Raw genomic sequence first — 13,738 nt, 5'->3', positions numbered from 1 at the left:
CCATCACGGTGCGGGGCAGACTGGGTTCATGAACAGCCCGATCCATGAGCTGGCCCAGGCGGCCGAGCTCATTGCCACCGCCACCGCGGCCATCGCCGGCGACCCGCAGCTTCCCGCGGGCCATGCCGCCCATGCCGCGTGGCTGGTCGAAGAGCTGTCCAAAGAACTGTCCCGCGCCCAGCTCCACGCGGCCGACGCCCTCCGCCGCACCGGCGCCCACAAACTGGATGCACAATCCCTGCAGGCAATCACCCAGGCCGGCCTGCACCCCGGCGACCTGTCTGCCACAGCCGGCAACACCACCGCCGGGCGCACCCACTACAAGAAGTCGCTGGATGTGCTGGTCAACTGGCTGAACCTCCCATTGTCCACCGCCCGCGACCGTCTGGCCCAGGTGGACAATCTCATTGCCCAGGTCAACGATGCCGGCGAACGCACCGCCCCGCGCCTGGCGGTGCTGGCGGAAACCTTCACCACGGATGCCGATCCGCGCCTGGTGCTCAGCGCCGCCCGGCAGATCCAGACGGTCCGCAAGGATCTGGACGACGCTTCTTGCACCACGCTACAGCGCGACTGCGCCGGCTTCATGGCCGATCCTGCCACCGCCCGCAGGCACATCAAGGATGCGGTGGATCAGTCGGTGTCAGACGAGCGCTCGGAGGAGTCACTGCTTGATGAAATTGGCGTCTACAAGCGCGGAACAAGCCGCGGCCTGTGCTCTTACCTAGTCAAAATGCTGCCCTCCCAGGCACCGCTGATGGATTCCCTAAGTGAGGCGATGGACAATCCCAAGACGATGGCCGGAAACCGCGACCTGCTGCGCGCCCAAGCCACCGGGCTCTTTGCAGAAGCACAGCCGGAATGGGACGACAAGTCCACCATGCCCGACTGGGCGCAGCCCGGCGCAGACGACGGCACTTCCGCCGACGCATTTGGCACTGTTAATACTCCCGCTGGTGGCACTTCCAAAGAAAACTCCGGCTCAACCACTCCAGAACCGAACGTATCACCGCCCATCGAGGAACTGCGCCCGGAGGTGCGGCACCTGCTGGGTCTCTTGGCCTTGCTCAGATCCAATGGCCCGCCCGATGCGCTGGTACGGAATACAGATCAGATAGGCATCCTGATCGACTACGACAAGATGTGCCAGACCGGCCGCGACTTCGCCGTCACCACCCGGGGCATCCCGCTGACAGCCGGCGAGGCCAGGGCGAAAGTCTGCACCGCCGGACTCTACCCGCTGGTGCTTTCCGGGCAGAGCAAGATCCTGGATTTGGGCCGCTCCCAGCGGCTCTTCTCCAAGGCGCAGGTCCGCGCGCTGCGGGCGGTGCACCGCGGCTGCGGCTACCCTGGCTGCACCATGCCTGCCAGCCGCTGCGAAGCGGACCACTTGGACAAGTGGGAGAATGGCGGCCGGACTGACATCGACCGCGCCGGCCTATGGTGCGAGGTGCACCATATCGCCAGGCACTGCGGGTTGTTCCACGCGGTCATCATCCCGAACTCCCGGCCGCTGGTGCTGCTCCCGCTGGAGTTGAACCCCTCGCAGAAGCTGCAGGTTAACACGTACTTCATGACGCCTGCCGAAGCCCAGGCGGCTCAGCTTCAAACGTCCATAGCCACGCAGAAATGGCGTGATGGCACCCTGGACGTCGAGATCATCGAGCCTTAGCACTTCCCGCCATACATGGGCACGTTGAAATCCTTACTGGCTTGGCGCGCGGGGTCGGTCACCCGCAGCACCACGCAGGAAGCCTCCCGAACCAGGACCATCGATGGGTACGTGGCCGCCGTAGAACAGCTGCGCAGTTCATAGCGCTCCGGCAGTACGATCTCGCCCCGCTTCAGCTGTTCCGAGGTTCCCCAGTACTTCATGGGAGAAATCAGAAGCGCTGCATCGGAGGGTGAGAGGACTTCGATGATCCGCGTGCCGGCATCGGCGGCAAGGGTGATCGGCGCCTTCCATCCTCCGTACTCGACACCGCCTACCAGGACTGGGTAGCCGGTCAGGTCGGTGACCGTGAAGTGGTACGTGTCCGGGCTTCCGCTCCAGCTCACCGATTCGATGCCAAACGAGGCCTCTTCGCTCATGGTGACGGTGCCGCCCATAGACTGCTCGCAGCTCAACGTGCTCGGCAGTTTCAGCGGACCGTCGCTTGCCGTTGCTGCCGATGCGGAGGTGTCCGGCGATCTCTTAGTGGCGCCGTCTTCTGCAACGCCTTGCGGGTCGGCAGTGCTGGAGCAAGAGGCCAGCGCCAGCATCATCGCCGCCGCACAGAGCCGGAATGGGACAGCCATCGCGCACCACCTTCGTAGGGCCGAACCATCAGTTGTTACACCCTACTGCCGCCCGCTGAATAAAGCACGAGGGCCGGCAAGAGCCGACCCTCGTGAAAGATTGGTGTTCTATTGTGCGAACTCGATTAGGAATTCGCTACAAGATGTTTTGCGGCCAGACCCAGGTAGGTGTCGGCGTTCTTCTTCAGTCCGGCGATCTCTTCCTCGGTCAGCTCGCGGCGCACCTTGGCAGGCACACCGGCGACAAGCGAGCGCGGCGGCACCTGAGTGCCCTCAAGCACCAGTGCGCCGGCGGCGACCAGCGACTGTTCGCCGATCACTGCGCCGTTCATGACGGTGGCACTCATGCCGATCAGGCTGCCATCGCCAATGGTTGCCCCGTGCACTACTGCGGTGTGGCCGACGGAAACGCCCGCGCCCAGGGTGCAGGGGTAGCCGGTGTCAGCGTGGAGCACGACGTTGTCCTGCAGGTTGGTGCCTTCGCCCACGCGGATCGGCGCGGAGTCTCCGCGCACGGATACTCCGTAGAAGGCGCTGGCGCGGTCCGCCAGCTCAACATCGCCGCTCAGGGTGGCGGTAGGTGCGAGGAATACGTCCTGGCCGACCTTCGGGGTCGCGCCGTCAATGGTGATGATGTGGCTCATGCCACCTACTGTAGTAGGCGTTTGCGCCTACTACAGTAATTGGCGCCGCGATAAGTCGGGCAGAAGACGGCGCTAGGAGAAGACGACGGTGCGCTGTCCGTCCAGCATCACCCGGTGCTCGGCATGCCATTGCACGGCACGGGTCAGCGTCCGCCCCTCCACGCTCCGTCCCAACTGCACCAGCTGTTCGGCGCTGCGCGTGTGGTTCACGCTGGTCACTTCCTGGTCAATGATCGGGCCCTCGTCCAGGTCCGCGGTGACATAGTGCGCCGTGGCGCCGATCAGCTTCACGCCGCGCGCATAGGCCTGGTGGTAGGGCTTGGCGCCCTTGAAGGAAGGCAGGAACGAGTGGTGGATGTTGATGACCCGGCCCTCCATGCGCTCGCACAGCGAGTCGGAGAGGATCTGCATATAGCGGGCCAGCACCACCAGCTCGATGTCGTATTTTTCCGCCAGCCCCAGCAGCTCCGCCTCGGCCTGGGACTTGTTCGCCGCGGTGACCGGCAGATGCACAAAGTCCACCCCGTAGAAATCTGCCATGGGCTTGAGCGTGAGGTGGTTGGAGACGATGACCGGCACCTCGATGGGCAGCGTGCCGGAGCGCTGGGCGAAGAGCAGGTCGTTGAGCGCATGCCCCGCGGTGGAGCACATGATCATGGTGCGGGTGCGCGCGGCGGCGTCGGAAACCCGCAGGTCCATGTGGAAGTCGTCGCGGATCGGCGCCAGCGCGGCGCGCACCTGCTCCAGCGACGCGGAAGTGGCCACCTCGATGCGCATGAAGAAGGTGCCGGATTCGGGCGAGCGGAACTGCTGGGACTCGATGATGTTGCAACCGGCGCCCAGCAGCCCGCCGGAAATTGCATGCACGATGCCGGGGCGGTCAAGACAGGACAGGGCGACGATGTAATTCATGCACCTTAACCTAGCGCCCCGGCCGCTGATGCGCCCAATTGCGTGAAGTGCTACGCCGGAACCGCCGCCAGGAACTTGGCGGCGGCCGCCGCTGCCTTGCGCCCAGCGCGGGTTGCTCCCAGGGTCGACGCGGACGCGCCGTAGCCGACGAAGAACATCCCCGGCAGTTCCAGCGCGCTCACCCCGTCATCGCCCACCAGGATCCCGCCGGCAGGGGTGTGCAGCTTCAGCGGGCGCAGGTGGCGGTGGGCATGGCGGAAGCCGGTGGCCCAGAGGATCGCGTCGATGTGCTCGCGGCTGCCGTCGGTGAACACCACCGCGTCGGATTCCAGCCGGGCAATCGCGCCGCGGGATACCAGCGCACCGGAGGCGATCCCTGCCCGCATCGCGGGGGTGAGCAGCAGCCCGGTGGTGCCAACCACGGACTTGGGCGGAAGCCCCGCCCGGGTGCGCTCGTTGACCTGGCGTTCGACCTCCTGGCCCCACTCGGTGCCGGAGGGCACCTCGCGCCAGTCAGGCGCATTGCGCGTGGACCACAGGGTGTCCACGCCGGCGGCCCGCAGCGCGACGATGAACTGGGTGGCGCTGGCGCCCGCGCCGACCACCAGCACCCGCTGCCCGGCAAACTGCTCTACGGACCTGAAGCCGTTGGTGTGCACCTGCGGGCCGTCGAATTGTCCGGGGTAGGAGGGCCAGAAGGGGTTGGTCCAGGTGCCTGTCGCATTGATCAGGGTGGCGGAGGTGAATTCCTCGCCCCCGGCGTGCACCGTGAACACGCCGTCCTCATGCGTAACGCGCTCGACGCTGATGCCGTGGCGCACGGGAAGCTGAAAGCGGCGCTCATACTCGCCGTAATATTCGGCCACCACCGCAGAGGCAGGACGCGTGGAGTCCTGTTCGGCCAGCGGGAAATCCGGCAGCGGGTGGATGTGGTGCGCGGCGCCCAGGGTGAGCGAGTCCCAGCGGTTCTGCCAGGCGCCGCCCGGGCCCGGGTTGGCGTCGAGCACGATGAAATCCACACCCCGGCGCTGTAGATGGTAGGCGGCTGACAGCCCGGCCTGGCCGGCCCCGATCACGATGCTTTCATACATGTCAGCTAGAACACCGCCGGGGCCTAAGGCATTCCCGCCGCAAACCGGTAGAATTAACCGCGTGACTGGCGTTGGGTGGGTAACCACCGGGGAGCTAATTGTGCGTGCCGCGCGCCTGGGTCCGCACACCATCCGCCCGTAAATGGGCGTCGACGGAAGGATACGCGTGAGCGCACGCATTCTCGACGGCAAGGCCACCGCGGCCGCCATCAAGCAGGAGCTAACCGAACGAGTCGCCGCATTGAAGGCCGCCGGGCACCGTACCGGCCTGGGCACCATTCTGGTGGGCGACGATCCGGGCTCGGCCTGGTATGTTGCGGGCAAGCACCGCGATTGCGCGCAGGTGGGCATCGAATCCATCCGCGTGGACCTGCCGGAGGAAACCACCCAGGAAGAGCTCCTCGCCAAGGTGCAGGAGCTGAACGAAAACCCAGACTGCACCGGCTACATCATCCAGCTGCCGCTGCCCAAGCACATCAACCAGGATGCGGTCCTGGAGGCCATGGATCCTGCCAAGGACGCCGACGGCCTGCATCCGATGAACCTGGGCCGCCTGGTCGCCAACGTGAACCGCCCGATGACCTCGCCGCTGCCTTGCACCCCGCTGGGCTGCGTGGAGCTGCTGGCCCGCCACGACATTGACCTCAAGGGCAAGCACGTGCTGGTGGTCGGCCGCGGAGTGACCATCGGCCGCCCGGTCGGACTGCTGCTCACCCGCCGCAATGTGAACGCCACGGTCACCCTGGCGCACACCGGCACCACCAACCTTGACGAGCTGCTGGCGCAGGCCGATGTGGTCATCGCGGCCGCCGGTTCCGCCCACATGATCAAGACCGCCAAGCCCGGCGCGATCCTGCTGGACGTGGGCGTCTCCCGCGTGGACGGCAAGGTCACCGGAGACATCGATCCAGCGCTCTACGAAGTGGCCAGCTGGGTCTCGCCGAACCCGGGCGGCGTAGGCCCGATGACCCGCGCCATGCTGCTGAACAACGTGGTGGAAACCGCCGAGCGCGCCGCCGGCATCCGCTAGACCAACGTTAAATAAACAAGCCAACGGCCAGCATTTCGCTGGCCGTTGGCTTTGTTAAGCTGACATTCTACGCATCCTGCTTCACTGGCTGCACGGCTCGTCTGTTGTCGAAGACCAGCGCCCCGACTTCCTGTTCGGCCTGGTTGCCGATGGACAAGTCGATCCCGCTGCGGTCGCGGACCAGCGAGACGGCCGCTAGGGATACGGCAGTCAACCCTGCGAGATACCAGGCCACCGCATTGGTGCCGCCAGTGGCTTGGACCAGCGCGGTGGCGATCATCGGAGCGAAGGCGCCGCCCAGAATCGCGCCGAAGGCGTAGGAAATCGACACCCCGGAGAAGCGCACCGAGGCCGGGAACAGCTCGGAATACAGGGCGGCCTGCGGGCCGTAGGAGAATCCCAGCCCAACGGAGAACAGTGCGAAGGCGAGGTACAGCAGCGGCAGGCTCGCGGCGTTGACCAGCCAGAACAACGGGAAGACGCAGAGCAGCTGGCTGATGAAGCCGATCTGGTAGGTGCGCTTGCGCCCAATACGGTCGGACACCACGCCCGACAGCAGCGTGAAGATGAACCACATGACGGCGCCGAAGGACACTGCCAGCAGCACCTGGGTCCTGTCGAACCCTACCGGGCCTTCGGGGTTGGTCATGTAGGCCTGCAGGAACCCGCCGGTGGTCATATAGCCTGCGGCGTTATTGCCGGCGAAGATGAGGGCCGCGATGAGCACTAGCAGCCAGTGCTTTTTGAACAGCACCACGATCGGGACGCGAGTCTGGGCCTTCTTTTGCGCGATCTCCTCGAACACCGGCGATTCGTCGACCGAACGGCGGATGAAGTAGCCGACGACGATCAGCACGAAGCTGACCAGGAAAGGCACGCGCCAGCCCCAGGCAACAAACTGCTCGCCGGGAGAAATGACACCCGTCATCAACGCCATCATCGCCGACGCCAGCAGCATGCCCAGCGGAACGCCAAGCTGCGGGTAGGCTCCGGCCCGCCCGCGGCGCTGAGCTGGAGCATGCTCCACCGCCATCAGCACCGCGCCGCCCCATTCGCCGCCGGCGGAGATGCCCTGGGTGATGCGCAGCAGCAGAAGAAGAACCGGCGCGAGAATTCCGGCGGTTTCATAGGTCGGCAGGACGCCGATCAGGATGGTCGAGGCGCCCATCAGCGTCAGGGTGAGCACCAGCATGGCGCGTCGGCCGATCTTGTCGCCGAAATGCCCGGCCAGGAAGGCGCCCAGCGGGCGGAAAAGGAACGAGATGCCGACGCTGGCGAAGGAAAGCAGCAGGCCGATCTGCGACCCAGCAGGCTCGAAGAACAGGTGGGCGAAGACTAGCCCTGCCGCCGTGGCATAGATGAAGAAGTCGTACCATTCGATGGTGGTGCCGATGATGGTGGCGAAGGCGATGCGTCGCTGGCTGGCGGCGCGCCCTTGTGAAACTGCGGTACTCACGTTGTTACCTCTGGTTCTTGTCGGTGGAAGGTTAGGCGGGGATCGGGGAGTTGCGAAGAAGGTCTTTGAGCGACGCGGAAGCCTGCACCATGGCGGCGGTGACCGGCGCCCCGCTGCCCAAGAGCTTGCGGGCGGCGATATGGTCGGCAGGCTTGTTGACCGACTCCACGGCCACCAGCATCCCTTCGCGGAACAGGGCGATGGAGAACTTGCCGGTTTGGGGCGCTCCGAGAATCACCGGCTCGTCACCCGTTGTAGACAGCCCTGCAATCTGCAGGCGATGCTCGCCCTGGGCGCTCCAGAACCAGGGCAGCTCGGCGTAGGCCTGAGGCACTCCGGTCAGGGTATGTGCCAGAGTGCGGGCTTGGTCGTTGGCGTTCTGCACCGATTCAAGACGAACGCGCTTGCCCGCGAGCGGGAAGCTGGCGCAGTCCCCGATGGCGAAGATCCTCGGGTCGGAAGTTTGCAGCGCCTCGTCGACCAGAATCCCGTTTTCGCAGGCTAGCCCACAGTCTTCAGCGAGGTCGCTGTTGGGCTGCACGCCGATGCCGTAGACCACCAGATCGGCAGGGTAGCTTCCTGCCGCTGAATCCACCTCAAGGCCGCTGCCGGTCTGGCGGATGCGCCGCACCCCTTCGCCGCAGCGCAGGTCGATGCCGTTGTCGCTGTGCGCCTGCAGGAACCATGAGGACAGCGGTTCGGAGGCTGCCCGGCCCAGCGGACGCTGCGCGAATTCAAGCACAGTGACCTCCAGCCCGCGCGCCCGCGCCGCCGCGGCGAATTCCAGGCCGATGAATCCTGCTCCGATGACTACTACCCTGCGTGCCTCATTCAGGCGCCGCTGCAGCGACTGCGCATCCTGAAGGGTCCGCAGTCCCAGTACCCCCTGGAGTTCGCCGCCCTCGCAGGGCAGTGGCCGGTTGCGGGCACCGGTGGCGAATACCAGCCGGTCATAGCCCAGCAGCGTGCCGTCGTCGAGCCTGATGACGCGGGCCGCCCGGTCTATGGATTCTGCGCGAGCCCCCGATACCAGATCAACGCCACGGTAGAAGTCCTCGGGGCGCAGGGCCAGCGGTTCTGCGTCGGCGTAGGCGGCGACGAAGTCCTTGGACAGCGGCGGGCGCTGGTAGGGGAGCGCCGATTCCTGCGATATCAAGGTGAGCGGGCCGCGGTGGCCCGCCTCGCGCAGCGACGCCGCCAGCTGTACGCCGGCGTGGCCCGCCCCGATGATGACTATGCGATCTTCCACGGCTACACCTGATCGCTGGGCACGTTCACGCGCAACCGCTGCACGGCCCCGCCGAGTTTGACCTGGCAGCCGAGCCTGCTGAACTCGGTGCGTTCGGCGGCGGCGCAGTCGAGCATCTCGTCTTCGTCTTCGCCGACGGGGGGAAGGCCGGAGGCAGCCTGCGGATCGACATAGACATGGCAGGTGGCGCACATGGCCTGGCCGCCACATTCTCCGATGATCCCGGAGATGCCGTTGGAGACTGCGGCACGCATGATGTTGCCGCCCTCGTCGACCTTGACCTCGGTGACCGCTCCATCGGGCTGTTCAAAAATGATGGTAGGCATAGCATGCTCCTTTAGTAGTGGTTAGGATTCCCAGACGACAGGCATTTTGGTCATGCCACGGAAGACCCAGCCGGCATCGGTGCTGGCCGAGCGCGGGTCCAGCTGCAGTTGTGGAAGACGGCGGAAGAGCTCGGGCAGTGCGATCTGGGCGACCTGCGCCCGCGCGATCCAGGTGCCGGCACAGAAGTGCACGCCACCGCCGAACGCCAGATGAGGTTTCTTCTCACGGAAGATGTTGAACGTCTCCGGCTCGGAGAAGACTTTGGGGTCTCGGTTCGCCGCGCCGAGCACCACCCCGAGGCGCGCTCCTGCCGGCAAACGCACGCCTTCCAATACCAGTTCTTGCGTGGTCTCGCGCGGGTACATGCCGATGGGCGCCACCCAGCGCACCGATTCTTCAAATGCTCTCGCGAACAGGCTGGGGTCCTGCAGGACCGCGTCGAGTTGGTCCGGGTTGGACAGCAGCGCCCATACGGTGGTGGCGAGGACGTCGCGCGGTTCGTTCAGCCCGCCGCCAATGGTCATTTTCAGGTTCGCGCGGATGGCCTCCAGGGGGATCGGCATCGAGGCCAAGTTGGAGAGCAGCGAATGATCGGGGGTGGCCGCAAGGTAGGGGAGCATGTCGTCAATGGCAGCGTCGACCTCGGCGGAGGAAGCCTCGGCGCGGGCCCAGACCTCAGGGTCGTCGGCGTAATTTCCGGTGCCGTCGATCAGGGTTTGGCTCCAGCGCTGCAGGTCCTGCTGCGTTGAATTGTGGAATCCGCAAATCAGGCGAAGGTTCTCTGCGGTATAAGGTGCGGCGTAGTCCCAGACGAAGTCTGCACCGGGGCCCCGCTCAATCAGCTGGTCAAGATACTTCTTGTTGTTGGCGGCGAAGATCTCGTTCCAGTGCTTCTTGATCGTTGCAGGGCGGAGGGTTGCGCCGTAGGAATCCCGATCCACTTGGTGCTCCGGGTTGTCTTTGCGAAGCATGGAGTGGCCCATCGACCGTTTCATCAGCGAATTGCGTTCATTGGCCGAGAACCTGGCCTCGTCCTGCTCGATCTCGTGGCAGGCGCTGTATGAGGTCACCATGTATCGGTTGACTTCCGGCACCCAGTGCACAGGGGATTCCTCGCGCAGTCGCTGGTAGATGGGGAATGGGTTTTTGTAGAGGTCCTCGATTGTCACCCAGTCGGCGGACGGCGCTTCGCGGAATGGCTGCTCCGATGGCGAACTGGCGGAGGTCGGCGTTGAGGTTGCACCGGTGAAAGGGCAGGTTGTTTGTGATTGGCTCATAGCGGGGCTGGCTCCTGAATTGTCGTTCTGACCTGCTACCCAGTGTGATGTGCGGCATATCCGCAGGTAAAATGGTTATATTCGATGAATATCCATGGTTTTAGCGAGGTTTGATGCCGCAATTCACCCTCAGGCAGCTTGAATGCCTTGCCGCCGTAGGGAACCAGGGCTCCATTGCGGCAGCCGCGGCGGCCCTGAACCTGTCGGCCTCCGCGATTACCGGTGCGCTGAACGAACTGGAACGCGTTCTGAACACCCAGCTGACCATCCGCCGCAAGGCCCACGGCGTGAGCCTGACCCCCTCGGGAAGATACGTGCTGGACGAGGCCCAGGGAATCCTCCAGGCCTCCCAAGATCTCCAGGAAATGGCACATGCCGCAGGAACATTGTTGGCAGGAAAGGTGCGCGTCGGCTGCTACTCGTCGCTGGCGCCCACGGTGCTTCCCGAGCTGCTCGCCGCCTACAGCTCCCGGTACAGCCAGGTGGAAGTGGACTTCTTCGCCGGAACACAGCAGGAGATCTTCCAGCGGCTCGCCAACGGAACCCTTGATCTGGCCTTCGTCTACGACTTTGGGCTGCCAGAAGGCGTCGAGCGCACCACCCTCTATACAACCGAACCGAATGTTCTGCTGCCGCCGGAGCACCCTCTGGCCCGATCGGCCAAGGTTTCCCTGGCGCAGCTGGCTGGCGAGCCGATGATCCTGCTGGACGTGCCGCCGAGCCGGGAGCACACCGAAGCATTGTTCGAAGCCGCTGGGGTGAACCCGTGGATCCGCTACCGAACCGCCGATTTCGAGGTAACCCGCTCGATGGTTGCCAGAGGGCTGGGCTATGCGGTGCTGGTGCAGCGCCCCGCGGCAGATGTTTCCTACGAGGGGCTTGCATTGGCGGTGAGGTCGATCCATCCGGCGACCCGGCGTGTGCGGATCACCATGGTCCGTTCGCAGTCCGTCCGCCCGTCCAAGGCCGCGTCCGCAATGTTCGACTTGGCGCTGGAACTGCATACCCGGCGGTAGGGACACCGCGCCTGGGGCAACCTATGTTGCAGGTTTCGCTGGAGTCCTTGCGTACTCCGCGCGGAGTACGGCGGATGCGCCGTGGGCCGGATGCCGGAGAAACGCTGCGGGAGTATCCTCGCACTATGAGCACCCGACGCGCCCCGCTGGCGGTCCTGCCCGCGGTTCTCGCCGTGATTCAGCTGGTGGGAACGCACTTTGCCGCCGCCCGCATGGGCCTGCATCTGCCGCCGGCGTCGGTGCCCTTGCTTCTTGCCGGTCCTGCGCTGCTGCTGCTTCGCCGCCGGGCCGCCGGGCCAATGGCCGCCGGCTCCGCGGCGGCGGCCTTGGGATGCCTCGCCCTGGGCCTGCCTTTCGGCCCCTTCCTGCTCAGCTTTGCCGTCGCCCTGGTGCTGGCGGTGGCCGCCGGCGACCGCTGGTGGGCGTGGGGTGCGGCGGCGGGATTCGGCGCAGGCAGCTGGCTGCTGGCTGGTCAGCTTCATGGCCAGTTTCATGAGCGCGGCCCGGTGCTGCTGGCCTGGGTGGTTATCGTTCTGCTGGCTGGCGAGCTGGCGCGGGTCGGACGGGAACGCGCCGCGGAGCGCCGCCGTGCCTCGGAAGAACACCGCCGGCACCAGGCAGACGAGCAGCGCCTGGTGTTGGCCCGGGACATCCACGACGTCGTCGCCCATTCGCTGTCGATGATCAACGTGCAGGCGTCGGTGGCCTTGCACCTTGCCGCCAAGGATCCGGACGTGGACAAGCTGACCTCGGCGCTGGGCGCCATCAAGAGCAGTTCGGCGCAGTCCTTGGCGGAAGTGCGCGAGGTGCTCTCGGTGCTGCGCCAGGATGCGCCGAGGCTGCCGGGCCAGCGCCTGGAGCAGCTGCCGGAACTGGTGGGCCGCGTCGCCTCCGAGCAGCTGTCGGTGCAGTACACGCCGCCGGTGATCCCGCAGTGGGTGGGCGAGCGCGAGCAGACGGCGATCTACCGCATCGTGCAGGAAGCGCTGACGAATATCGTGCGGCATGCCGCCGCCACGCGGGCGGAAGTCATCGTGCAAATCGATGAGCGCCGGGCGCTGGTGCAGGTGGCCGACGACGGCGTCGGCCTCGGCGCGGTGGATGAGGGCAACGGCCTGCGCGGCATGCGCGAACGGGTGCAGCAGTTGGGCGGCAGCCTGCTTCTGGGTCCGGGAAACTTGGGTCCGGGAAACCAGCGCGCGGGTGCCGGACCGGGCATCCGGATCACCGCCAGCATTCCACGCCGCGAGCATCCAGAACGCGAGCACCCAGAACAGGAGGGGCAATGAACCCCATCGACGTTTTGATCGTGGACGACCAGTCGCTGATCCGGGCGGGATTCAGCGCGCTGCTGTCCGCCGAGGAAGACATGCGGGTGATCGGCACGGCGGCCAGTGGCGCCGAAGCAGTGAGGCTGGCGCGCAGCTGCAAGCCGGACGTCGTGCTGATGGACATCAGGATGCCCGACGGCGACGGGATCTGGGCGGCGGCGCAGATCACCGGCGACCCGCAGCTGCAGGCAAGGGTGGTCATGCTGACTACCTTCGAGCTCGACGAGTACATCTTGGATTCGATCAGGGCCGGAGCCAGCGGATTTTTGGTCAAGGACACCGAGCCGGCAGCGCTGATCGAGGCGGTGCGGGTGGTGGCCGGCGGCGACTCGCTGCTCTCCCCGTCGGTGACGCGCAGGCTGCTGTCCCAAATCGCCGCCACGCCCAAGCGCGAGCTGCCCGAAGAGGGCCGGCTCAGGGAACTGACAGCCCGCGAACGCGAGGTGCTGGTGCAGATTGGCGCCGGAAAAACCAACGCGGAGATTGCCGCGGAGCTGTTCATCACCCCGCTGACGGCCAAGACCCATGTTTCGCGCATCATCGGCAAGCTGGGCGTGCGCGACCGCACCTCACTGGTGGTGCTTGCCTACGAGTCGGGGCTGATCACCCCTGGCGGCTAGCATCTGCGGCTGACTCCCTGGACAGTTGACTCCTCGGGGAGTAGGCAGGGGCGCGCAAGTGACTTCCTGCGGCCGATGCGGCAGACCGGGGCACAGGAGCAAGGTGGAAGAGAAATCGAAATCAGTTCGATTCACCCAGCTAAGGAGCAACTGCCATGACTGCCGCACTACTTCCGATCCTCGACTACATGCCGGGCCACGTCTGGGGCGGCCCCGGATGGTTCGTGCTTATCCCGTTCTTCTGGATCCTGCTGATCGGATTCTTCATTTTCGCCGGCCGCCGCTACCGGTGGCGGCATTCATCGACCAGCGCCGAGGGGGTGCTGCGTGAACGCTACGCCCGCGGCGAGATCGATGACACCGAATACCGCCAGCGCCTTGAGGTCCTGCGCACCAAGCTGAAATAGCGCTGCGAATTTAGGCTGCGAATCTGGGCCGTGAAACAGCGCTGTGAAACAGTGAAGGCCTCGTTCCGCCGGTTGGGGCG

General features: G+C 65.6%; 14 protein-coding genes and 1 riboswitch. Of the genes, 6 read left to right on the top strand and 8 right to left on the bottom strand.

What is annotated here, in order from left to right:
• Nucleotides 1-28: 28 nt before the first annotated feature.
• Entirely contained in the window at nt 29-1,672 is a 1,644-nt protein-coding gene (locus tag AUR04nite_RS04845; RefSeq protein WP_141362528.1) for an HNH endonuclease signature motif containing protein, read from the top strand.
• Here AUR04nite_RS04845 and AUR04nite_RS04840 read toward each other — a convergent pair.
• The 4 genes from AUR04nite_RS04840 to AUR04nite_RS04825 all read right to left on the bottom strand — a co-directional run bounded on the left by AUR04nite_RS04840 (nt 1,669) and on the right by AUR04nite_RS04825 (nt 4,945).
• Nucleotides 1,669-2,298 (bottom strand): hypothetical protein, encoded by a 630-nt coding sequence (locus AUR04nite_RS04840; protein ID WP_141362526.1) that lies wholly within the window; start codon nt 2,296-2,298, stop codon nt 1,669-1,671. The genes AUR04nite_RS04845 and AUR04nite_RS04840 overlap by 4 nt on opposite strands.
• A 125-nt stretch (nt 2,299-2,423) precedes the next feature.
• A complete protein-coding gene (locus tag AUR04nite_RS04835) occupies nt 2,424-2,942 on the bottom strand; it encodes a gamma carbonic anhydrase family protein (protein ID WP_141362524.1) in 519 nt (172 codons plus the stop codon).
• A gap of 72 nt (nt 2,943-3,014) precedes the next feature.
• The gene (gene purU / locus AUR04nite_RS04830) at nt 3,015-3,854 is read right to left on the bottom strand and encodes a formyltetrahydrofolate deformylase (protein WP_141362522.1); all 840 of its coding nucleotides are present in this window, start codon (nt 3,852-3,854) and stop codon (nt 3,015-3,017) included.
• A 50-nt stretch (nt 3,855-3,904) separates the two neighbouring features.
• On the bottom strand, nt 3,905-4,945 hold the full coding sequence (locus tag AUR04nite_RS04825; RefSeq protein WP_218024635.1) for an FAD-dependent oxidoreductase: 1,041 nt from the start codon (nt 4,943-4,945) through the stop codon (nt 3,905-3,907).
• A 51-nt stretch (nt 4,946-4,996) separates the two neighbouring features.
• Nucleotides 4,997-5,073, top strand: a riboswitch (ZMP/ZTP riboswitch).
• Nucleotides 5,074-5,111: 38 nt separating this feature from the next.
• Between AUR04nite_RS04825 and AUR04nite_RS04820 the strand changes: the two genes are divergently transcribed.
• Nucleotides 5,112-5,975, top strand: coding sequence for a bifunctional methylenetetrahydrofolate dehydrogenase/methenyltetrahydrofolate cyclohydrolase (locus AUR04nite_RS04820; protein ID WP_407646654.1), 864 nt, complete (start codon nt 5,112-5,114; stop codon nt 5,973-5,975).
• 67 nt (nt 5,976-6,042) lie between these two features.
• Here AUR04nite_RS04820 and AUR04nite_RS04815 read toward each other — a convergent pair whose 3' ends face one another.
• Genes AUR04nite_RS04815 through AUR04nite_RS04800 form a run of 4 tightly spaced genes read right to left on the bottom strand, consistent with a single transcriptional unit; the run spans nt 6,043 to nt 10,284 of the window.
• On the bottom strand, nt 6,043-7,431 hold the full coding sequence (locus AUR04nite_RS04815; protein WP_141362515.1) for an MFS transporter: 1,389 nt from the start codon (nt 7,429-7,431) through the stop codon (nt 6,043-6,045).
• A gap of 31 nt (nt 7,432-7,462) precedes the next feature.
• Nucleotides 7,463-8,680, bottom strand: coding sequence for an NAD(P)/FAD-dependent oxidoreductase (locus AUR04nite_RS04810; RefSeq protein WP_141362513.1), 1,218 nt, complete (start codon nt 8,678-8,680; stop codon nt 7,463-7,465).
• 2 nt (nt 8,681-8,682) lie between these two features.
• On the bottom strand, nt 8,683-9,006 hold the full coding sequence (locus tag AUR04nite_RS04805; RefSeq protein WP_141362511.1) for a 2Fe-2S iron-sulfur cluster-binding protein: 324 nt from the start codon (nt 9,004-9,006) through the stop codon (nt 8,683-8,685).
• Nucleotides 9,007-9,027: 21 nt separating this feature from the next.
• Nucleotides 9,028-10,284: a cytochrome P450 gene (locus AUR04nite_RS04800; RefSeq protein WP_141362509.1), complete on the bottom strand. Its 1,257-nt coding sequence runs from the start codon at nt 10,282-10,284 to the stop codon at nt 9,028-9,030.
• Nucleotides 10,285-10,397: 113 nt separating this feature from the next.
• Between AUR04nite_RS04800 and AUR04nite_RS04795 the strand changes: the two genes are divergently transcribed.
• The 4 genes from AUR04nite_RS04795 to AUR04nite_RS04780 all read left to right on the top strand — a co-directional run bounded on the left by AUR04nite_RS04795 (nt 10,398) and on the right by AUR04nite_RS04780 (nt 13,658).
• Complete coding sequence (locus AUR04nite_RS04795; RefSeq protein ID WP_141362507.1) at nt 10,398-11,300, top strand: LysR substrate-binding domain-containing protein; 903 nt, start codon at nt 10,398-10,400, stop codon at nt 11,298-11,300.
• A 125-nt stretch (nt 11,301-11,425) separates the two neighbouring features.
• The gene (locus AUR04nite_RS04790; protein ID WP_141362505.1) at nt 11,426-12,589 is read left to right on the top strand and encodes a sensor histidine kinase; all 1,164 of its coding nucleotides are present in this window, start codon (nt 11,426-11,428) and stop codon (nt 12,587-12,589) included.
• The gene (locus AUR04nite_RS04785) at nt 12,586-13,251 is read left to right on the top strand and encodes a response regulator (protein ID WP_141362503.1); all 666 of its coding nucleotides are present in this window, start codon (nt 12,586-12,588) and stop codon (nt 13,249-13,251) included. The genes AUR04nite_RS04790 and AUR04nite_RS04785 overlap by 4 nt, the downstream gene beginning before the upstream one ends.
• A 155-nt stretch (nt 13,252-13,406) precedes the next feature.
• Nucleotides 13,407-13,658 (top strand): SHOCT domain-containing protein, encoded by a 252-nt coding sequence (locus tag AUR04nite_RS04780; RefSeq protein ID WP_141362501.1) that lies wholly within the window; start codon nt 13,407-13,409, stop codon nt 13,656-13,658.
• The last annotated feature ends 80 nt before the right edge of the window (nt 13,659-13,738 follow it).

It is taken from the genome of Glutamicibacter uratoxydans, from assembly GCF_006539925.1.
In the GTDB taxonomy this organism is placed as follows: domain Bacteria; phylum Actinomycetota; class Actinomycetes; order Actinomycetales; family Micrococcaceae; genus Glutamicibacter; species Glutamicibacter uratoxydans.
The sequence above is the reverse complement of the archived record's forward strand: the minus strand, read 5'-3'. Positions and strand labels throughout refer to the sequence as shown.